We start from the raw sequence: 18,493 nt of genomic DNA on the forward strand, positions 1-18,493 counted from the left end.
CTACCAGAGCGGATTCCGTAGTAGATCCTCGCCATGCGTGGATGGGCCTTACTCCGTCGACTTCAACCCACGCAACAGCATCTCCAGCGCCGCCGTCGCCTGCCGCAGGCGCGCGTCGCCCTGCTCGCCGTCGGCGATCCAGAACGCGGCCTCGGCCAGGCTGCCGTAGATCAGCGACGCCAGCGCCTGCGCATCCACCGGCGCCACCGCACCCTGGGTGATCAGCTGCTCGATCAGGCGCTGCATCGAGTTCACGCAGTGCCGCTGCGATTCCGGTGAGGCGCCACCCAGCACCGCGCGCGCATCGCGCAGCACGATGCGCTGGATCTCCGGCTCAAGCGCCATCTCAAGATAGGCGCGGCAACGTTGCACGAAGCCCTCCCATGCATCGTCGGCGGTATCACTGATCGCCTGCAGGCGCAGGTCGGTCTCGGCATCGAGCTGGGCGACGACAGCCGCCAGCAGACCCTTCTTGTCGCCGAAGTGGTGGTACAGCGCGCCGCGGGTCAGCCCGGCCTGGGCGGTCAGGTCGTCCATCGAGGTGGCGGCATAGCCATGCTCGCTGAACACCCGGCGGGCGGTGGCCAGCAGGGTGGCGCGGGTTTCTTCCATCTCGGCGCGGGTGCGACGAACCATCCGGAGCTCCTTACATACACAGTGCATGATTATTTACATACGACGCGTATGAATGTAGTCTCATATTCATACGCACTGTATGTATTGTCGTGGCGCTTCCCGCGCCAGGCAAGTCGCTGCCCTGGAGAATGCGATGGCCACCCCTTACCGCGACCTGTTCGCCGCCCCCGGCACCGCCGGCCTTGCCCTGGCCGGGCTGCTGGCCCGCCTGCCACTGCCGATGACCGGCATCGGCATCATCACCCTGCTGTCGCAGCTGCGCGGCAGCTACGCACTGGCCGGTACGGTGTCGGCCACCTTCGTGCTGACCTACGCGCTGCTGTCGCCACAGGTATCGCGCTGGGTCGACCGCCATGGGCAGGGCAGGGTGCTGCCGTGGGCCACCGCGCTGAGCGCCAGCGGCCTGGTGGTGTTGTTGGCCTGCACCGTGCTGCAGGCACCGGACTGGACCCTGTTCGCCGCGGCGATGCTGGCCGGCTGCATGCCCAGCGTGTCGGCGATGGTGCGCGCGCGCTGGACCGCGATCCATCGCGGTCGCCCGCAACTGCAGACCGCCTACTCGCTGGAGACGGTGTTCGACGAGGTCACCTTCATTGCCGGGCCACCGTTGTCCGTCGGGCTGTCGGTGGCGGTATGGCCGCAGGCCGGCGTGCTGGCTGCAGCCCTGCTGCTGGTGATCGGACTGACCGCACTGGTGCTGCAGCGTGGCACCGAGCCGCCGTTGCAACCGGTTGACAGCGCCACACCACGCCGCTCCCTGCTGCGGCAACCGGAGATCCGCCTGCTGGCGCTGCTCATGCTGGCGATGGGAGTGATCGTCGGCACGGTCGACATCACCAGCGTGGCCTTCGCCGAACAGCGTGGCCAGCCCCTCGCAGCGAGCGTGGTGCTGTCGGCCTATGCGCTGGGCAGCTGCGCGGCTGGCCTGCTGTTCGGTGCGCTGAAGCTGCAGGTGCCGTTGCCGCGCCTGTTGCTGCTGGGCGCAGCGGCCACCGCGCTGACCACGTTGCCGTTGCTGTGGGTCGGCAACCTGCCTGCACTGGCCGTTGCCGTGCTGCTGGCCGGGGTGTTCTTCGCGCCGACGATGATCGTGGCGATGTCGCTGGTCGAACAGTACGTGCCCGAATCGCGCCTGACCGAAGGCATGACCTGGTTGCTGGCCGGATTGAACATCGGCGTGGCGCTGGGCGCGGCGCTGTCCGGGCAGAGTGTCGATGCGGGGGGCGTGCGCAGCGGCTTTGTTGTTGCGCTGGTGGCAGGCAGTGGCGCGCTGCTGTTCGCCGTGCTCGCGCAACGTGCACTGCGCCCGTCTGCCTCGACAACATCCCCTGAAGGAATCGTCCCGTGAGCGCTTCATCGCCTGCGCACGCCGCGCCTGTGCCTCGTCATCTGTGGTGGGCGGTTTCCGCCGTCGGCCTCGCCACGTTCTCGGTGGTCACCACCGAAATGCTGCCGGTGGGCCTGCTGACGCCGATCGCCGAAAGCCTCGGCGCCTCCACCGGCACCGCCGGCCTGATGATCTCGCTGCCGGCCCTGCTGGCAGCAGTGTTCGCACCGCTGGTGGTGATCGCAGCCGGTGGCATCGATCGCCGTCGCATCCTGTGCGCGCTGCTTGCGCTTCTGCTGGTCGCCAACCTCGCTTCGGCGCTGGCACCGGGCATCGGCTGGCTGTTGGCCGCACGGGTGCTGGTGGGGTTCTGCATGGGCGGCATCTGGGCCATCGCCGGCGGTCTGGCCGCGCGCCTGGTGCCGGCTGACCGCATCGGCCTGGCTACTTCGATCATCTTCGGCGGCGTGGCCGCAGCGTCGGTGCTGGGTATTCCGTTGGGCGCGCTGATCGGGGATGCATTGGGTTGGCGCAGCGCCTTTGCGGCGATGGCGTTGTTCAGTGCGGCGGTGATGCTGCTGCATCTGCGGGTGATTCCCGCGTTGCCTGTAAGTACATCGGTGCGGCCAGCGCAGTTCGTGCAGCTGCTCGGCCATCGCGGTCTGCAGCGCGGCCTGTGCTTGACCCTGCTGCTGGTGGCCGGGCACTTCATCGCCTTCACCTACGTGCGGCCGCTGCTTACGACGGTGTCGGGCGTGGAGGCGTCGTTGATCGGTGCACTGCTGTTTGCCTACGGCCTGGCTGGCATCGCGAGCAACTTCATTGCCGGGCCGCTGGCAGCACGCCATCCGCGCGGTACGTTGCTGGCGATTGCGTCCGGCCTGCTGCTGACGCCGCTGTTGCTGCTGTGGGTGGGCAGTACGCCGACCGGCGGCATCGCGGTGCTGCTGTTGTGGGGCCTGGCCTATGGTGGTGTGTCAGTGGGCCTGATGAGCTGGATGATGAAGGCGGTGCCGCATGCCCTGGAGATCGCCACCGCGTTGTACGTGGGCGTGTTCAACATCGGCATCGCAGCGGGCGCGTGGGGCGGGGGTCGTCTGCTGGATGGCGTCGGGTTGCACGCCATCCTGTGGGCTGCGGTGGTGTTGGCTGCGAGCGCTCTGCTGATGGTTGCCACCACCCGCAGGTAGATCCACGCCATGCGTGGATTCCCACCCCTGCCGACCAAGGTTGGCACCCACCAAAGCGAGGGATGCGCCAACCAGGGTTGGCAGCTAACGGGAAATGGAACGGGCGCCGCAAGGCGCCCGTTCCGGTTACATCACCACACCTTGACTCGCTTGTCCGGGGCCAGGTACAGCTTCTGGCCTTCCTTCACTTCGAACGCCGGGTACCAGGCGTCGATGTTGCGCACGGTCAGTGCGCGGAACTGGCCCGGTGCATGCACATCGGTCAGCAGCGAGTTGCGCAGCGCCTGCTCGCGGCTCTTGCTGCGCCACGCCTGGGCAAAGCCGAGGAAGAAGCGCTGGTCGGGTGTGAAGCCTTCCAGAGTCTGCGCCGGCTTGCCCTGCAGCGACAGCTGGTAGGCGTCATAAGCAGTGCCCAGACCGGCCACGTCGGCAATGTTCTCGCCCAGGCTCAGCTTGCCGTTCACGTGCACGCCGGGGAACGGCTCATAGCTGCTGAACTGCGCGGCCAGCGCATCACCGGCGGCGTTGAACTGCTTGAGGTCCTCGGCGGTCCACCAGTTGTGCAGCTTGCCGGTCTCATCGAACAGCGCACCGGCATTGTCGAAGCCATGGCTGATCTCGTGGCCGATCACCGCGCCGATTGCACCGTAGTTCACCGCATCGTCGGCCGCACCGTCGAAGAACGGCGGCTGCAGGATCGCGGCCGGGAACACCAGGCGGTTCTCCAGCGGTACGTTCATCGCGTTGATGGTCTGCGGCAGCATCGCCCACTCGCTGTGGTCGACCGGCTTGCCCAGCTTGGCGATGTTGCGCTGGTACTCGAACAGTTCGGCGCGCTGCGCATTGCCCAGCGCATCATCGCGGCGGATCTCCAGGCCGCTGTAATCACGCCACTTTTCCGGGTAACCCATGCCCACGGTCAGGCCGGCGACCTTGGCCTTGGCGCTGGCCTTGGTCTGCGGTGACATCCAGGCCAGCGCATCGATGCGCTTGGCGAAGGCAGCGATGATGTTCTTCGCCATCTCGTCGGCGCGTTCCTTGGTCTTCGCGTCGAAGTGCTTCTCGACGTAGCGCTTGCCGATCGCTTCGCCCACTGCGTGGTTGGCGTCATCCACTGCGCGCTTCCAGCGGTCGCTCTGCTGCGGGGTGCCGCTCAGCGCGGTGCCATGGAAGGCGAAGCGGGCATCGGCGAACTTCTTCGGCAGGTACGCCGCGGCACGGTCCAGCGCGTGGAAGGCCAGGTAGTCCTTCCAGGCGTCCAGCGGCTCGGTGGCGACCAGCTTGGACAGCCCGGCCACGGCCTTGGGCTGCCACACGATGAAGTCCTGCTGCTTGCCCAGCGCCGCTGCATCGAGGAAGGCGTTCCAGTCCATGCCCGGTGCCTTGGCATTGAAGTCGGCCTGGGTCCAGGGGTTGGCACCCTTGGTCACGTCGTTGGTTTCTTCCTGGGTGGCGTGTGCCTGCGCGATCTTGGTCTCCAGCGCGAGGATGCGCTGCGCCTTGCCGGCCGGGTCGGCAACGCCGGCCAGCTGCAGCATCTGCGCGATGTAGGCCTGGTACTGCTTGCGCAGTTCGGCCATGCGGCCACCCCCCAGGTAGAAATCGCGGTCGGGCATGCCCAGCCCGCCCTGCACCAGGTACGGCGCGGTGCGGTCCGGCTGCAGCATGTCCACCGACACCCACAGGCCGAACAGGCGGTCGGTGTAGAAGTTGGTGGCGTTGAGCAGGTCGACATCGGCGCGCATGTCGCCGCCGAGCGTGCGCGCCAGGCCGGCCTTGTCTGCGATGGCTTCGATCGCCTTCAGCTGCGGCTGCACCGGCGCGAGGCCGTGCTGCTCGATGCCGGCTTCATCCATGAAGGCGGCGTAGTAGTCGCCGATCAGCTTGTCGTCACCGTTGGCCTGGGCGTTGCCGGCAGCGCCTTCGAGGATGGCGCGGGTATCGGCCAGGGTCTTTTCGGCGATGACGTTGAAGCTGCCGAAGCGCGAGCGGTCGGCGGGGATCTCGGTGTTCTTGACCCAGGTGCCGTTGGCGAAGCCGAAGAAGTCGTCGCCGGCGGCAATGCTGCGGTCCATGCCGCTGGCATCGAAGCCGAAGCTGCCCAGCATCGGCTTGGCCGCTGCGGGTGCGGCATCGGCCGGCGCGGCGGTGCCGGCGGCCGGTTCGGCCGGGCGGTCGCAGGCGGCCAGGGACAGGCTGGCAACGATGGCCAGTGCCAGGGTGGGACGGCGCAGCTTGGACATGGACTTCTCTTGCAGCGGAAAACCCCAAGTCTAATCCGCCCCGGCCCGGCTGGCCGTTCCGTTGCACCGCAGCGCCTGTGCAGGATCTGGCTGAACGCGCGGATGCGATCTTCACGGCGCCAGCCGCGTGGTGCATGCTGGCCGCTGGAACCCTGCGCGGACACGGGGAGGTGGCCATGCGGGGCGGTGCCAGGCGTCAAGAATGGCGTCCGCCGGCCGTTGAGGTCGGGGACGTGGAGGATTCGTTCGCGCATGAAGCCAGCCGACTGCACAAGGAAGACCGACCGATGCCCGCGCTGAAGCGGGCGTTGGCTCGGCCGTTGCGCGCCATTACCTGGGGCGGCGTGCTGCTGGGCGTGTTGCTGGTGGCTGGCTTGACCACCATGCTGGCCAACGACCACCACCGCCGGCTGGAGGCTGCGCAGCGCCAGAGCCGCGCGCTGGCGGTGGGCAGCGAGCGCCTGCTGGCGCTGGAACTGCGCAACCTGGAACGGGCGATGTCCGGTATCGCCGCCGACGCGGCCGAACTGTTCCGCCGCGTGCCGGTACAGGCGCCGGCACTGCTGGATGCCGCCATCGGCGGCGTGCTGAGCCGCCATGCCGAGCTGCACAGCATCGTGGTGCTGGACCGCCACGGCCGCGCGATCACCGCCGGCAAAGGCGATCTGAACCTGCCGCTGTGGACCGACCCGCAGCGGCGCGGGCAGGGCAGCGCGCTGTACATCGGTCCGCCGCAGCAGGCCGGCGACGATGGATGGGTGGTGCCGCTGGCGCTGTCGATGGCCGACGATCGCTGGCTGCTGGCGCGGCTGCGCTGCGGCGAGCTGCAGCGCATCATCGGCGGGCTGGACGTGGGCCCGAACGGACTGGTCTCGATCAGCGATGCCGAGGGTTACATGCTGGCGCGGGTGCCGGATCCGCATGGCACGGTCGGCCGTCGCTTCGACCTGCCTCGGCGTGACCTGCTCGGCAAGCAGGCGGTGGTCGAGCTGGGCAGCGTGCCGGGCGCGGTCGATGGCGTGCCACGGATCATCACCGTCAGCACGCTCGAGCGCAGCCCGCTGGCGGTGCAGGTCGGGTTGGCCGATGAGGACGTGCTGGCGCCATGGTGGCCGTACCTGCAGGCGTCAGTGGCGATCGTGCTGGCTTACGTCGGGGTGCTGCTGGTACTGCTGTACGCGGTGCGCCGCAGCACCCGCCGCCAGCAGTCGATGGCGGAGGAACTGAAGACCGGCCACGCCGAACTGCGGCTGGCGCACCAGGTGGGCCGCGTCTGCACCTGGTATGTGGACGAGGACGCGGCACTGCTGCGCTGGTCGCCGCTGGCCCGAGAGATCTTCGGGGTGCAGACCGATGCGCTGCCGGTGGCTGATTTCTTTGCGCGCGTGCACCGTGATGACGCCGCGCGCCTGCAGCACGCCTTCGACCAGGCGTTTGCCGGTAGTGCGGTGCTCGACCAGGTGTTCCGGCTGGTGCTGCCCGGTGGCGAGGTGCGCTGGGTCGGTGCACGCGGCCAGCGGGTCGAGGTGGCTGACAGTGAGCGGCGCATGATCGGTGCGCTGACCGACCTGAGCGAGCGCTACCAGGCGCGGGAGCAGATGGGCGAAGCGGAGCGTCGCTTCCGCCTGCTGTTCGACCGCAACCCGGCGCCGTTCTGGGTATTCGATCCGGACACGCTGCGCTTCATCGAGGTCAACGACGCCGCTGTGCGCCAGTATGGCTACAGCCGCGAGGAATTCCTGGCGATGAGCATCCTCGACATCCGCCCGCGCGAAGGCTGGGACGAGGTGAAGGGCGCGATCGCCAAGGCCCGGGTCGGCGAGCTGCAGGACGCCACCGTGCGACTGCACCGGCGCAAGGACGGCAGCGTGTTTGAAGTACGTGCACATCTGTCCCGGCTCGACTTCGACGGCCAGCCGGCATGCCTGGTGCTGGCCGAGGATGTCAGCGAACGGCTGGCCTATGAGCGCGACCTGGCCTACCAGGCGCGGCACAACCCGGCCACCGGCCTGCTCAACGTGCGCGCGCTGACCGAACAGCTGGACGAGCACGATGCGGGCTACACCATTGCGTTCGTACAGCTGCGCGGCCTGCAGCTGGTGGCCGATACGCTGGGACGCGAGATCGGCGATGCGGTGCTGCAGTCGATGGCCACCCGGCTCGGCGGGCTGGGTGCACGCTGCGGCACGCTGGCCTTCCAGCCGGCAGAAGATTTCGTGTTCGCCATCAGCACCGGGCAGGATGTCCAGCGCGTGCTGGACGACCTGCTGCAGATCGTATCGGCGCCGATGCGCGGCAAGGATTCGCTGCACCAGTTCGAGCCGCGTATCGGCGTGGCTACGCACGTGGCCGGTGACGGGCACAGTGCCGAGCAGGTGATCGGCATGGCGGCACAGGCCGCGCATGCAGCGCGCGCCGAGGGCAACGTGGTGGTCTGGTTCGACGCGGCGGTGACCACGCGGCTGGCCGACCGCCTGCGCTTGGCCGGGCGAATCCACGCCGCCATCGACAACGAATTCCAGCTGTACTTCCAGCCGATCCGGCACGCCGGCGATGGCAGCCCGGCAGCGCTGGAGGCGCTGCTGCGCTGGCCGCAGGCTGACGGCAGTTTCATTCCGCCCAACGAGTTCATCCCGTTGTGCGAAGACACCGGACTGATCCTGGCACTGGGGCGCTGGGTGATCCGCGCGGCGGCGAAGGCGCAGCGGCGGCTGGTCGATGCCGGTTGGGGCGAGCTGCCGATCGCGGTCAACGTGTCGGCGGTGCAGTTCTTCAACAGTGACCTGGTAACCGAGTTCACGCGCGCGCAGCAGGACTTCGGCCTGGCGCGCGGCGCGCTGCACGTGGAGCTGACCGAGAGCAGCCTGATGCGCAAGCCGGCGCAGGCGATGCAGACCATGCAGCGCCTGCACGAGCAGGGCATCAGCGTGTCGCTGGATGATTTCGGTACCGGCTACTCGAGCATGTCCTACCTGCAGCACCTGCCGCTGGACATCCTGAAGATCGACCGCAGCTTCGTTGCCGACGTGGAAACCAACCCACGCAATGCCTCGATCTGCCGCGCGCTGCTGTCGCTGGGCCACAGCATGGGGCTGACCATCATCGCCGAGGGCGTGGAAACGCCGGGGCAGCTGGACTGGCTGGCCGCGCACGGCTGTGACCAGGTACAGGGCTATCTGCTGGGCCGGCCGGCGCCGCTGGAGCAGATCATTGATGCGCTGGACGAGGTTCCCGCCTGATCGGGTTTCGCATCTGCCGGTCAGCGGCCCGGCGCTACCCCGTGACGGACCTCTGGTAGCGCCGGGCCATGCCCGGCGGATGCGTCATCAGACTCCGACGTCCACCAGATGGTCGATGAAGCTGCGCACCTTTGGCGCCAGGTGGCTGCGGCTGGTGTAGACCGCGAAGATGCCGATCGGCGAGGCCTCCCATTCGGGCAGGATGCGCACCAGGCGGCCATCAGCCAGCGCGTCTTCCAGCAGGAAATCCGGTTGCAGGATCACGCCCATGCCGGCGATTGCTGCTTCGCGCAGCACGTCGCCGTTGTTGGCGTGCAGCAGGCTGCTTACTCCCACCTTCACTTCGCCACCGGGGCCCTGCAACGGCCAATGGTCGCCGGCGGACCAGTAGCTGTAGCTCAGGCATGCATGTGCCTGCAGCTCCTGCGGGGTCTTTGGCGCACCGTGCGCGGCCAGGTAGGAAGGTGCGGCGCACAGGCTCACCCGCGATTCGCCGAGGCGGCGCGCGATCAAGGTAGGGCTGGGCTCGCGGGTGATGCGAATGGCCACGTCGTAGCCTTCTTCGACCATGTCCACCAGGCGGTCGGACAGTGCCAGGTCCAGTTCCACCTGTGGAAAGCGCTCGCGGTAGCTGGCCAGTAGTGGCCCGAGGCGGGCGATGCCCCAGCTGACCGGCGCGTTGATCCGCAGCGTGCCCGAGGGCTCCAGCGCCTGCGCACCGATGCTGGCCTCCAGCGCATCGAACTCGGCCAGCAGGCGCACGCACTGGGCGTAGTAGGCGGCACCGGCACTGGTCGGGCTGACTCGGCGCGTGGTGCGGTGGAGCAGGCGCGTGGCCAGGCGCTTCTCCAGCGCGGCGACGTGGCGGGTGACGCCGGCGGTGGACAGGTCCAGGGCCTGCGCGGCAGCACTGAAGCCGTTGCGCTCGACCACTGCCACGAACACGCGCATCGCCTCGAGGGTGTCCATTGTTGCGCCTTTTGAAATAAATACGGTCGAAAGATCGTATTTATCGATTCGTGAAGGCGCAATAACCTGTGTCCACTCCCTTCAAGGTGTTTCCCCCATGCACACCACGACTGCTCCTGTTTCGCCGCTGGCCCCGTATGGCGCCACCCTGCTGCGCCTGGCCCTGGGCGTGCTGTTCCTGGTCCATGCGCTGACCAAGTTGCTGGTGTTCACCCCGGCCGGTACCGCCGCGTTCTTCGAATCGCTGGGCCTGCCCGGCGTGCTCGGTTACCTCACCATCGGCGTCGAGCTGGTGATCACCGCCGCATTGCTGCTGGGCATCTACGCACGCTGGGTGGGCCTGATCGGCGTGCCGCTGCTGCTGGGCACCATCGTCACCGTGCATGGCGCCAATGGCTTCAGTTTCGCCAACGCTGGCGGCGGCTGGGAATACCCGGCGTTCTGGGCGCTGGCGCTGGTGGTGCTGTTCCTGGTCGGCGACGGCAAGTGGACCCTGCGTTCGCGCTGATCGCCGCCTGATCCTGCAACTGGAGAATTCCATGTCCCGCCTGCCTTCGCTGTACATCTCCCACGGTTCGCCGATGACTGCCCTGCATCCGGGCCAGGTCGGCGTGCGCCTGGCCGAGCTGGCGCGCGACCTGCCGGCGCCACGTGCCATCGTGATGGCCTCGGCGCACTGGCTGGGCCGGCAGCCGCTGGTCGGCGCGCACCCGCAGCCGCCGACCATCCATGACTTCGGCGGCTTCCCGCGCGCGCTGTTCGAACTGCAGTACCCGGCGCCGGGTGATCCGGCGCTGGCCGAAGAGGTGGCCGGCCGTATCGCCGCCGCTGGCCTGCCGGTGGCGCTCGATCCGCAACGTGGCCTCGACCACGGCGCGTGGGTGCCGCTGCGGTTGCTGCGCCCGCAGGCCGACATCCCGGTGGTGCCGGTGTCGATCCAGCCGCTGCTTGGCCCCGAGCACCAGTTCGCGCTGGGCCGCGCGCTGGCACCGCTGCGCGAGCAGGGCGTGCTGCTGGTCGGCTCGGGCAGCATCACCCACAACCTGCACGACTGGGGGGACTACCAGGACGGCAAGGAAGCGCCGTACGTGCGGCCCTTCATTGAGTGGGTGGAGCAGCGCCTGGCCGCCAATGACCGCCAGGCCCTGTTGGATTACCGCCGGCAGGCGCCATTCGCCGAACGCGCGCACCCGACCGACGAGCACCTGCTGCCGCTGTTCTTCGCGATGGGCGCGGCCGGCGAGGGCGGCTTCGGTGCACGCCGCATCGACGCTGGTATCGATGCCGGCTTCCTCGCCATGGATCTGTACCGCTTCGACGGGGCATGAGCCGGGGCTGACGCGCGGCGGCCGTGGTCGCCGCGGTCGTGGCCGCGTGTGGTAATTTTTTCCGGGTTTCCGGCGCTGGCCCCCGTGCCTCCCCGCGCGCCGCTTCCTGGAAGAAGCATGCATACCATCGAAGTCGTCCTGGCGATGCTGGTGGCCGTTGTCGCCAGCGGCTACCTGGTTCGCGTCCTGCCGTTCTCATTGCCGCTGCCGCTGGTGCAGATCGGCCTGGGTGCGGTGATCGCCGGGGTGTTCAACCGCGGGCACGCGTTGGAGCCGGAAGTGTTCTTCCTGCTGTTCCTGCCGCCGCTGCTGTTCCTCGACGGCTGGCGCATCCCCAAGCAGGGCCTGTTCCGCGATAAAGGCGCGATCCTCGAACTGGCGTTCGGCCTGGTGGTGTTCACCGTGATCGGTGCCGGCCTGCTGATCCACTGGATGATTCCGGTGATGCCGCTGGCAGTGTGCTTCGCGCTGGCGGCGATCGTGTCGCCGACCGACCCGGTGGCGGTCGGGGCGATCGCCTCCAAGGCGCCGATTCCCAAGCGCCTGATGCACATCCTGGAAGGTGAGTCGCTGCTCAACGATGCGTCCGGCCTGGTCTGCTTCCGCTTCGCGGTGGCGGCGGTGATGACCGGTACCTTCTCGCTGGCCACGGCCTCGCTGACCTTCCTGTGGGTGGCGGTGGCCGGCCTGGCGGTGGGCGTGGCGGTCACCCTCGGTGTTTCCACCTTCCAGCGCTGGCTGTGGCGCCGCTTCGGCGAGGAGCCGGGTGCGGCGATGCTGGTCAACCTGCTGATTCCGTTCGCGGCCTACCTGCTGGCCGAAGAGATCAATGCCTCGGGCATCCTGGCTGCGGTCGCGGCCGGCATCTCGATGAGCTACGTGGAAATGACCGGCCGCGTCTCCGGCAGCATGCGCGTGCAGCGTGCCGGGGTCTGGAACATGCTGCAGTTCAGCTTCAACGGCATCATGTTCGTGCTGCTGGGCGAGCAGCTGCCGGGCATTGTCGAACGTGCCACCACCACCATGAACGAGAGCGGCCACCAGAGCGCGTGGTGGTTGCTGGTCTACGTGCTGGTGATCAATGCCACGTTGATCACGCTGCGCCTGCTGTGGGTATGGCTGTCGCTGCGCTGGAACCTGCTGCGCGCGCGGCGTCGCGGGCTGGAGCGTGGCGAGGCGCCGAACTGGCGCATCGTGGTGGCCACCTCGGTGGCCGGTGTGCGCGGTGCGATCACCCTGGCCGGCGTGCTGACGCTGCCGTTGTTCCTGCCTGATGGCAGTCCGTTCCCGGCGCGCGACCTGGTGATCTTCCTGGCCGCGGCGGTGATCCTGTTCTCGCTGGTCGGCGCCAGCGTGGCGCTGCCGCAGTTGCTGAAGGGCCTGCAGCTGCCGGCCGATTCGGGTGAACGCAAGGAAGAAGACCTGGCACGCAGGCTGTCATCGAAGGCCGCGCTGGCGGGGGTGGAGCGCATGCGCCAGCAGATGGTGATGAACCAGAACACCGAGAACGTGCAGTTGTACAACGACGCCGCCTCGCGGGTGAGCCTGCTGTACCAGCGGCACCTGGAGAAGGACAGCGACGGGCCCGACGTGGACCCGGAGAAGGTGCAGCGCATGGAACTGGGCTATCGCCAGCTGCGCAGCGCCGGCCTCAATGCCGAGCGCGAGGAACTGTTCCGGCTGACCCGGCGCGGGGTGATCTCCGACGAGATCTCGCGGCGCCTGATCCGCAACCTGGACCTGCTGGAATCGCGCAAGCGCGAATGACCCGGCCCCGGTAGCGCCGGGCCATGCCCGGCGGTCCCAGGTGGGTGCGGACCGTAGTCCGCACGCCTTATTCCGGCTTCGTTTCCAGGAAATATGCCTCGACCTTGCCCTTGACCTTGATCGTCATCGGGTTGCCACGGCGGTCGCGGGCCTTGCCGGCCTGCACGCGGATCCAGCCTTCGCTGACCGAATATTCTTCGACGTTGTCGCGCTCGACGTCGTTGAAACGCACGCCGACGCCGCGCTCCAGCGCCTGCGCATCATGGAAGGGGCTGGCCGGGTTGATCGCCAGGTGGTCGGGAGGGGTATCGCTCATCGCTTCATTCAGGGTGACGGCCACCAAGGCCGGCTTCAGCGCTACAGGATAAACCGTAGAATGCCCGCCTGCCCCAAGGAGTGCCCGCCATGCCCGACAACAGCGATTATTTCGACTTCGAAGAAGACGTCCAGGATTTCGACGAGGCCGATTTCGAGGCGCGTGTCTGGAACCTGCTGGTGCTGATCAATCCGGGTGATGACGAGCAGGCCCTGCAGCAGTTCAACCGCTGGCGCGAGCAGCTGGCCGAGCAGGGGCAGCCGCTGGAGGCTGACAGCGACTGGCTGCCGGCCCTGTTCACGGCCATCGCCTGGCAGTCGGGCTTCGAGGTGGAGCGCGACGACCTGGATTCGCTGCAGTCGGCGGTCAATGAGCTGTCGGCGCGCTTCAACGTACAGCTGGACTGGGGCGGCGACCTGGATGACGAGGACTTCGCCGAGGAGCTGGATGGTGTGCAGCTGATGTCCACCGCTTTTGATCGCCTGCGCGAACACAACTACACGCTGTGGAGCGTGGATGCCGGCAGCGATGGCTTCACCGGCGTGATGGCACTGACCCGCGATGACGACGCGATGCTGGCGCTGTGCTCGCTGCTGAACGTGGAAATCCGCCTGGGCAGCGACCCGTTCTGAGAGTGATCGGTAGCGCCGGGTCATGCCCGGCGGCTTCTCACCGCACTGCGCGCTCGCCGGGCATGGCCCGGCGCTACCCATCTACGGCCGGTACTGCGCCCTGGCGGTGGCGATCACGGCTTTTACCAGCGCGCGGTCGGTATGCCGGGAAATCGCCCGGGCACCCAGCGCGATTGCCTGCGCACGCAGGTCTGCAGTGACATCGTAATGCGCGCCGCTGGCCTTGTTCTGGAAGGCCCGCGGTGCAATGCCGAGCTGCGCCGCCATGGCGTGCAGCTCGGTCAAGGTGTCGGCCATCAGGTGCGCCCAGCGCTGACCGCGCCAGGGATGCACCGCGTCATCGACGTAGACCGACACCGCCGTGGCCGGATCAGGCCTGCGGCTTGCCGTCGGCGTCGGCGGCCGGGGTGGCCTCGGCGTCGGCAGCGCCTTCGGCGCCGGTGGTCTCTGCAGCAGCGTCATCGGCAGCTGCTTCGCCTTCAGCGGCTGCGTCTTCGGCCTGCTCGCTGGCGAACTCGGCTACCAGCTTGTCCAGGTACTCCTCGGCGGTCTGGCCGGCTTCAGCGGCCAGGGTGTCCAGCAGCTTCTGCATCAGCTCGGAGTACTCCAGGGTGACCGTGCGGCCTTCGGCTTCCTGCATGTTCGACAGGTGCTTGAGCATGGCCAGCATCGGCACCGGGTTGTCGGCGTTGCCCATGGTCTGGCCACCGATGGCCAGCAGCCACTCACGGCCCTGCAGGCCGATGGCGGCCACGGCCTGGCCGTCTTCGCTGAGCAGCACGGCATGGTTCTGCACCTGCTCGCGCGCGTTCAGACGGAGGAACGGACGCTTGGCCTGCTGCTTCTTGCGCTTGTCGCGCTTGGCCTTGGAGTTCTGGGACATGGGGTGGAATCACCTGAAAAGGAAAGACCGCCATTGTAGCGGGTGCTGCAGGGCGCGCTCGCCGGGCATGGCCCGGCGCTACCCGGGTTCATCGTCATCCGGTAGCGCCGGGCCATGCCCGGCGGCGGGCTTCAGGGGGTCACGGCCGAGGTTGCGGCCTCACCCTGCGCCGCCTGCACATCCGGGTCGGCGGTGGTGGCCGACAGCCCCACCTGCGGGCCGGCACCGGCCAGTGCGGCCTGTTCGGCGGCCTGGGTCATCACCACGATGCTGATGCGGCGGTTGATCGGGTTCTGCGGGTCGGCCTTGTCGAACAGCACCGACGAGGACAGGCCGACCACGCGGGTGATCTTGCTGTCTTCCAGGCCGCCATCGATCAGCGCACGTCGTGCGGCGTTGGCGCGGTCGGCACTCAGTTCCCAGTTGCCGTAGCCGCGCGCGGCCGAATAGGCGGTGATGTCGGTGTGGCCGGTCAGGCTGATCCGGTTCGGCACGTGGTTCAGGTATTCGGCCAGCTCGTGCAGGATCTGCTGGGTGTACGGCTTCAGCGTGGCGCTGCCGAGGTCGAACATCGGCCGGTTCTGCTTGTCCACGATCTGGATGCGAAGGCCTTCCGGGGTCAGGTCCAGCAGCAGCTGGTCCTTGAACGGTTCCAGTGCCTGGCTCCGGCTGATCGCTTCCTGCAGTTCCTTCATCAGCGCTTCCAGCTGCTGCTTGTCGCGCTGCTGCTGGTCCACCGGCTGCGGCACGGCTTCCTTCTGGTTCTGGAAGGGATCGTTGCTGCTGCCCCGCGAGATGTCGGTGGCACCACCCAGCTTGATCATCGAGGTGCTGGCGCCACCCGGGCCGGCCATGCCCGGTGCGGGGGTGGCACTGGAACCGACCAAGGGGCTGGGGTTGCGGAAGTATTCGGAAATAGCTGCCCGTTCCGGCTTGCTGGTGCTGGCCATCAGCCACAGCACCAGGAAGAAGGCCATCATCGCGGTCACGAAGTCGGCGTAGGCGACCTTCCACGAACCGCCATGGTGGGCGGCGTGGCCGGCCTTCCTGACCCGGCGGACGATGACGGTGGGCTTGGTTTCGGCCATGGCTTACTTGACCGTCTTCAGGTGCTGCTCGAAATCGGAGAAGGCCGGGCGCACGTTCGACGGCAGCGTCTTGCGGGCGAATTCCAGCGCGATCTTCGGGTTGTAGCCACGCAGGCAGGCCAGCAGCGCGGTTTTCACCGACTCGTAGATGCGGCTGTCCTGCTCGGCGCGGGCTTCCATCGCCGAGGCCATCGGGCCGACGAAGCCATAGCCCAGCAGGATGCCGAGGAAGGTGCCGACCAGTGCGCCGGCCACGTGGCCGCCGACCTCGACGATGTCGCCGCCGATCGAGCCCATGGTGATGACGATGCCCAGCACCGCCGCGACGATGCCGAAACCGGGAAGTCCGTCGGCGACCTTGGTCAGCACCTGCGACGGCGCCATCGCCTCGGCGTGGTGCTTTTCCAGCTCCAGTTCCAGCAGCGGCTCCAGCTCGTGCGGCTCGATGTTGCTGCCGATCATCAGGCGCAGGCAATCGGTGATGAAGTCGATCAGGTGATGGTCGGCCTGCACCTTCGGGTAGTTGCCGAACAGCGCGCTTTCAGCCGGGCGCTCGACATGGTCTTCCAGCGCCATGAAGCCCTCGCGGCGGGCCTTGTTGAGCAGTTCGTACACCAGGCTGAGGACGTCGATGTAGTCCTGCTGCTTGTAGCGCGGGCCCTTGAACACGCCGACCATGGCCTGCAGGGTCTGCTTGACCGTCTTGGCCGGGGTGCCGACCAGGAACGCGCCCAGTGCGGCACCGCCGATGATGACCAGTTCGTAGGGCTGCCAGAGGGCACCCAGGCGTCCGTGGGCCCCGAGGTAGCCCCCGAGCACGCTGATGATGACGACCAGGAATCCAACGATGATGAGCATGGGGCGACGCAGGGAGGGGGGATATCTCCTTGTCGGCCCGTCGCCCGGATTTCTGAAGAGGGAATTCTGTGAAATCGGTCAGCGGGGTGTTTCAGCCCGCCACGCCGCTTTCCGCGCCGCCACGCTGCAATGGGTCGGGCCAGGGCTCGCCGTTGCCGGTGAACGAAAGTGAGACGGAGTTCAGGCAGTGGCGCTCGTAGGTCGGCGGCGGGCCGTCCGGGAACACATGGCCCAGATGGCTGCCGCAGCGCGCGCAGGTGATCTCGGTGCGGACCATGCCGTGGCTGGTATCGCGGATCTCGCGCACGTGCGCCGGGTCGAACGGCGCGAAGAAGCTGGGCCAGCCGGTGCCGGAATCGAACTTGGTGCTGGAGCGGAACAGCGGCAGCGCACACAGCCGGCAGCAGTAGACGCCCTCGCGCTTGTTGTCGAGGAACACACCGCAGAAGGGCGCTTCGGTGCCGTGCTGCAGCAGCACGCGGCGCTCCTCACTGCTGAGACCGGCAACCAGCGCTTCGGTCTGGGTGGTGGTCGGGGGCGTCAGGTCGAAGGCGGTCATGGCGGCGCTCCGTGGGGTCGATGGCCTGGGGATGCCGACAAACGTGGGGCTGCCGGCGCGACCTTGCAAGTGTGATGGCCGTTCATGGGCGGCACACAGGCGCAGGCGCAAGGTGAATGCGATCCATGCCGGAGCGTGTCATGAAACCGACCCTTTCCCTGCTGCTGGCCCTGCTGCCCACGCTGGCGCTGGCCCAGGTGCCGACCGGTAATCCGACCGCCACCCGCAGCACCACCACCGTAGCCCCCCAGCCGGTGGTGCCGCCCGTGCAGCCAGCGCGGCCGCAGCCACAGGTACTGCCTTCGCCGCAGCCGGCACAGCCGATCAAGTCCACCGGTCCGGCCCAGATTGCGCCGGTTCCGGCGCCGAAGCCGTCCAGCAAGGTCTACGACCGCAACGGCCGCATCATCCCGGGGGTGCGCCCGGCTGGCCCCAACCGCGTGTTCGATTCGCGCACCGGCCGCTATTACGACAGCGTGCCCAGTGGTGACGGTCAGCAGATCCGGTAGCGCCGGGCCATGCCCGGCGGCCGGGCAGTACGGTGCCAACCCGGGTTGGCCGCTACCTGGCCTGAACGCACGAAAACAACATCCTGCCGATCACTGCTTTTTCGCCTGCGATTAACCGTTCCGGGACCACCGTGGCCCTGCGTCGGCACTCCGCCGCCGCGTGTCCTTCGTCCACTGGATCGCGATCATGAAAAACCAGCAGAACCGTCATCCCGGCAAGGAACCGCAGGGCCGTAACCCGCAGCAACAACAGCAACAGCAGCAGATGGACCCGCAGCAGCCGCACAAGGGCGGAAAGCAGCAGGAGCAGCGCTCGCAGAAGCACCCGCAGCAGCGTTGACTGTTGCCATGACCGGGGTCAGAGCCCGCTGCGCGGGATCCGACCCCTTGCCGAATCCTGACCGGGGTCGGATCCCGCACCGCGGGCTCTGACCCCAACCGCAGCCGCAGCCGCGGCTCAATCCGGAATCGGCAGGCTCAGCGTCTCCTTCACCTCTTCCATCACGATGTAGCTCTTCGACTCACGTACGTGCGGCAGTGTCAGCAGCGTGCTGCCGAGCAGCTTGCGGTAGGACGCCATCTCGCTGATCCGCGCCTTCAGCAGGTAATCGAAGTCGCCCGATACCAGATGGCACTCCAGCACGTTGGGCAGCTTCAGGGCCGCGCGCCGGAACTCCTCGAAGATGTCGCCGGACTTGTAGGCCAGGCTGATCTCTACGAACACCAGCAGGCTGGCTTTCACCGCCGCCGGGTCCAGGTGAGCGTGATAACCGGTGATCACTGCTTCGCGTTCGAGCCGACGCACCCGTTCGGTGCACGGGGTGGTCGACAGCCCGACCCGTTCCCCCAGTTCGGTGAAGGAGATACGGCCCTCGGCCTGCAGGATGCGCAGGATCTTGCGGTCTATCTTGTCCAGTTCACGGGTACGTGTGGCCATGGCCGTCAACCT

At 67.8% G+C, this 18,493-nt stretch carries 19 protein-coding genes; 9 read left to right on the forward strand and 10 right to left on the reverse strand.

The window, feature by feature from the left end; translation table 11 throughout:
* Positions 1-48: 48 nt before the first annotated feature.
* The gene (locus tag AC0Z6F_RS15790; RefSeq protein WP_012509922.1) at positions 49-636 is read right to left on the reverse strand and encodes a TetR/AcrR family transcriptional regulator; all 588 of its coding nucleotides are present in this window, start codon (positions 634-636) and stop codon (positions 49-51) included.
* A gap of 133 nt (positions 637-769) precedes the next feature.
* Here AC0Z6F_RS15790 and AC0Z6F_RS15795 point away from each other — a divergent pair, with 133 nt between their 5' ends.
* Together AC0Z6F_RS15795 and AC0Z6F_RS15800 are read left to right on the forward strand one after the other, a co-directional pair.
* Entirely contained in the window at positions 770-1,984 is a 1,215-nt protein-coding gene (locus tag AC0Z6F_RS15795; RefSeq protein ID WP_012509923.1) for an MFS transporter, read from the forward strand.
* A complete protein-coding gene (locus AC0Z6F_RS15800; protein WP_012509924.1) occupies positions 1,981-3,153 on the forward strand; it encodes an MFS transporter in 1,173 nt (390 codons plus the stop codon). Before AC0Z6F_RS15795 ends, AC0Z6F_RS15800 begins: the two co-directional genes overlap by 4 nt.
* 131 nt (positions 3,154-3,284) lie before the next feature.
* Here AC0Z6F_RS15800 and AC0Z6F_RS15805 read toward each other — a convergent pair whose 3' ends face one another.
* A complete protein-coding gene (locus AC0Z6F_RS15805; protein ID WP_012509925.1) occupies positions 3,285-5,396 on the reverse strand; it encodes a M13 family metallopeptidase in 2,112 nt (703 codons plus the stop codon).
* Positions 5,397-5,572: 176 nt separating this feature from the next.
* Between AC0Z6F_RS15805 and AC0Z6F_RS15810 the strand changes: the two genes are divergently transcribed.
* Positions 5,573-8,635 (forward strand): bifunctional diguanylate cyclase/phosphodiesterase, encoded by a 3,063-nt coding sequence (locus tag AC0Z6F_RS15810; RefSeq protein ID WP_485617757.1) that lies wholly within the window; start codon positions 5,573-5,575, stop codon positions 8,633-8,635.
* Positions 8,636-8,722: 87 nt separating this feature from the next.
* Here the strand turns inward: AC0Z6F_RS15810 and AC0Z6F_RS15815 are convergent, their stop codons facing one another.
* The gene (locus AC0Z6F_RS15815; protein WP_100433970.1) at positions 8,723-9,604 is read right to left on the reverse strand and encodes a LysR family transcriptional regulator; all 882 of its coding nucleotides are present in this window, start codon (positions 9,602-9,604) and stop codon (positions 8,723-8,725) included.
* Positions 9,605-9,701: 97 nt separating this feature from the next.
* Here AC0Z6F_RS15815 and AC0Z6F_RS15820 point away from each other — a divergent pair, with 97 nt between their 5' ends.
* The 3 genes from AC0Z6F_RS15820 to AC0Z6F_RS15830 all read left to right on the forward strand — a co-directional run bounded on the left by AC0Z6F_RS15820 (position 9,702) and on the right by AC0Z6F_RS15830 (position 12,699).
* A complete protein-coding gene (locus tag AC0Z6F_RS15820; RefSeq protein WP_004140328.1) occupies positions 9,702-10,112 on the forward strand; it encodes a DoxX family protein in 411 nt (136 codons plus the stop codon).
* A gap of 31 nt (positions 10,113-10,143) precedes the next feature.
* The gene (locus AC0Z6F_RS15825) at positions 10,144-10,932 is read left to right on the forward strand and encodes a dioxygenase family protein (protein ID WP_012509928.1); all 789 of its coding nucleotides are present in this window, start codon (positions 10,144-10,146) and stop codon (positions 10,930-10,932) included.
* 117 nt (positions 10,933-11,049) lie between these two features.
* Positions 11,050-12,699, forward strand: a complete 1,650-nt coding sequence (locus AC0Z6F_RS15830) for a Na+/H+ antiporter (RefSeq protein ID WP_012509929.1) — start codon at positions 11,050-11,052, stop codon at positions 12,697-12,699.
* A 67-nt stretch (positions 12,700-12,766) separates the two neighbouring features.
* Here AC0Z6F_RS15830 and AC0Z6F_RS15835 read toward each other — a convergent pair whose 3' ends face one another.
* A complete protein-coding gene (locus AC0Z6F_RS15835; protein ID WP_012509930.1) occupies positions 12,767-13,015 on the reverse strand; it encodes a DUF3297 family protein in 249 nt (82 codons plus the stop codon).
* An 89-nt stretch (positions 13,016-13,104) separates the two neighbouring features.
* Here AC0Z6F_RS15835 and AC0Z6F_RS15840 point away from each other — a divergent pair, with 89 nt between their 5' ends.
* Positions 13,105-13,647 carry a DUF6630 family protein gene (locus tag AC0Z6F_RS15840; RefSeq protein WP_012509931.1) on the forward strand — a complete coding sequence of 181 codons (543 nt, stop codon included), beginning with the start codon at positions 13,105-13,107 and terminating at the stop codon, positions 13,645-13,647.
* 81 nt (positions 13,648-13,728) lie between these two features.
* Here the strand turns inward: AC0Z6F_RS15840 and AC0Z6F_RS15845 are convergent, their stop codons facing one another.
* From AC0Z6F_RS15845 to msrB, 5 genes are all read right to left on the reverse strand, one after another.
* Positions 13,729-14,004 carry a DUF4031 domain-containing protein gene (locus tag AC0Z6F_RS15845; protein WP_012509932.1) on the reverse strand — a complete coding sequence of 92 codons (276 nt, stop codon included), beginning with the start codon at positions 14,002-14,004 and terminating at the stop codon, positions 13,729-13,731.
* A gap of 13 nt (positions 14,005-14,017) precedes the next feature.
* On the reverse strand, positions 14,018-14,530 hold the full coding sequence (locus AC0Z6F_RS15850; protein WP_004140466.1) for a hypothetical protein: 513 nt from the start codon (positions 14,528-14,530) through the stop codon (positions 14,018-14,020).
* 131 nt (positions 14,531-14,661) lie between these two features.
* Positions 14,662-15,618 (reverse strand): flagellar motor protein MotB, encoded by a 957-nt coding sequence (gene motB / locus AC0Z6F_RS15855; RefSeq protein WP_012509933.1) that lies wholly within the window; start codon positions 15,616-15,618, stop codon positions 14,662-14,664.
* A gap of 3 nt (positions 15,619-15,621) precedes the next feature.
* Positions 15,622-16,476 (reverse strand): flagellar motor stator protein MotA, encoded by an 855-nt coding sequence (gene motA, locus AC0Z6F_RS15860; RefSeq protein WP_012509934.1) that lies wholly within the window; start codon positions 16,474-16,476, stop codon positions 15,622-15,624.
* Positions 16,477-16,567: 91 nt separating this feature from the next.
* Positions 16,568-17,035 carry a peptide-methionine (R)-S-oxide reductase MsrB gene (gene msrB / locus AC0Z6F_RS15865; RefSeq protein ID WP_012509935.1) on the reverse strand — a complete coding sequence of 156 codons (468 nt, stop codon included), beginning with the start codon at positions 17,033-17,035 and terminating at the stop codon, positions 16,568-16,570.
* 140 nt (positions 17,036-17,175) lie between these two features.
* Between msrB and AC0Z6F_RS15870 the strand changes: the two genes are divergently transcribed.
* Together AC0Z6F_RS15870 and AC0Z6F_RS15875 are read left to right on the forward strand one after the other, a co-directional pair.
* Entirely contained in the window at positions 17,176-17,544 is a 369-nt protein-coding gene (locus tag AC0Z6F_RS15870; protein WP_012509936.1) for a hypothetical protein, read from the forward strand.
* Between the two features lie 187 nt (positions 17,545-17,731).
* A complete protein-coding gene (locus tag AC0Z6F_RS15875) occupies positions 17,732-17,884 on the forward strand; it encodes a hypothetical protein (protein WP_005407918.1) in 153 nt (50 codons plus the stop codon).
* Between the two features lie 117 nt (positions 17,885-18,001).
* On the opposite strand, the gene AC0Z6F_RS15880 is transcribed toward AC0Z6F_RS15875, so the two are convergent.
* Positions 18,002-18,481, reverse strand: coding sequence for an Lrp/AsnC ligand binding domain-containing protein (locus tag AC0Z6F_RS15880; RefSeq protein ID WP_004140558.1), 480 nt, complete (start codon positions 18,479-18,481; stop codon positions 18,002-18,004).
* Between the last annotated feature and the right edge of the window lie 12 nt (positions 18,482-18,493).

Source organism: Stenotrophomonas sp. 1L-E-5-B-C3 (assembly GCF_057292075.1).

Excerpts from the sequence above, each read along its gene's own strand:
- AC0Z6F_RS15790 (WP_012509922.1), bottom strand. The coding sequence starts at position 636 with ATGGTTCGTCGCACCCGCGCCGAGATGGAAGAAACCCGCGCCACCCTG.
- AC0Z6F_RS15795 (WP_012509923.1), top strand. The coding sequence starts at position 770 with ATGGCCACCCCTTACCGCGACCTGTTCGCCGCCCCCGGCACCGCCGGC.
- AC0Z6F_RS15805 (WP_012509925.1), bottom strand. The coding sequence starts at position 5,396 with ATGTCCAAGCTGCGCCGTCCCACCCTGGCACTGGCCATCGTTGCCAGC.
- AC0Z6F_RS15810 (WP_485617757.1), top strand. The coding sequence starts at position 5,573 with ATGCGGGGCGGTGCCAGGCGTCAAGAATGGCGTCCGCCGGCCGTTGAG.
- AC0Z6F_RS15815 (WP_100433970.1), bottom strand. The coding sequence starts at position 9,604 with ATGGACACCCTCGAGGCGATGCGCGTGTTCGTGGCAGTGGTCGAGCGC.
- AC0Z6F_RS15820 (WP_004140328.1), top strand. The coding sequence starts at position 9,702 with ATGCACACCACGACTGCTCCTGTTTCGCCGCTGGCCCCGTATGGCGCC.
- AC0Z6F_RS15825 (WP_012509928.1), top strand. The coding sequence starts at position 10,144 with ATGTCCCGCCTGCCTTCGCTGTACATCTCCCACGGTTCGCCGATGACT.
- AC0Z6F_RS15830 (WP_012509929.1), top strand. The coding sequence starts at position 11,050 with ATGCATACCATCGAAGTCGTCCTGGCGATGCTGGTGGCCGTTGTCGCC.
- AC0Z6F_RS15835 (WP_012509930.1), bottom strand. The coding sequence starts at position 13,015 with ATGAGCGATACCCCTCCCGACCACCTGGCGATCAACCCGGCCAGCCCC.
- AC0Z6F_RS15840 (WP_012509931.1), top strand. The coding sequence starts at position 13,105 with ATGCCCGACAACAGCGATTATTTCGACTTCGAAGAAGACGTCCAGGAT.
- AC0Z6F_RS15850 (WP_004140466.1), bottom strand. The coding sequence starts at position 14,530 with ATGTCCCAGAACTCCAAGGCCAAGCGCGACAAGCGCAAGAAGCAGCAG.
- motB (WP_012509933.1), bottom strand. The coding sequence starts at position 15,618 with ATGGCCGAAACCAAGCCCACCGTCATCGTCCGCCGGGTCAGGAAGGCC.
- motA (WP_012509934.1), bottom strand. The coding sequence starts at position 16,476 with ATGCTCATCATCGTTGGATTCCTGGTCGTCATCATCAGCGTGCTCGGG.
- msrB (WP_012509935.1), bottom strand. The coding sequence starts at position 17,035 with ATGACCGCCTTCGACCTGACGCCCCCGACCACCACCCAGACCGAAGCG.
- AC0Z6F_RS15870 (WP_012509936.1), top strand. The coding sequence starts at position 17,176 with ATGAAACCGACCCTTTCCCTGCTGCTGGCCCTGCTGCCCACGCTGGCG.
- AC0Z6F_RS15875 (WP_005407918.1), top strand. The coding sequence starts at position 17,732 with ATGAAAAACCAGCAGAACCGTCATCCCGGCAAGGAACCGCAGGGCCGT.
- AC0Z6F_RS15880 (WP_004140558.1), bottom strand. The coding sequence starts at position 18,481 with ATGGCCACACGTACCCGTGAACTGGACAAGATAGACCGCAAGATCCTG.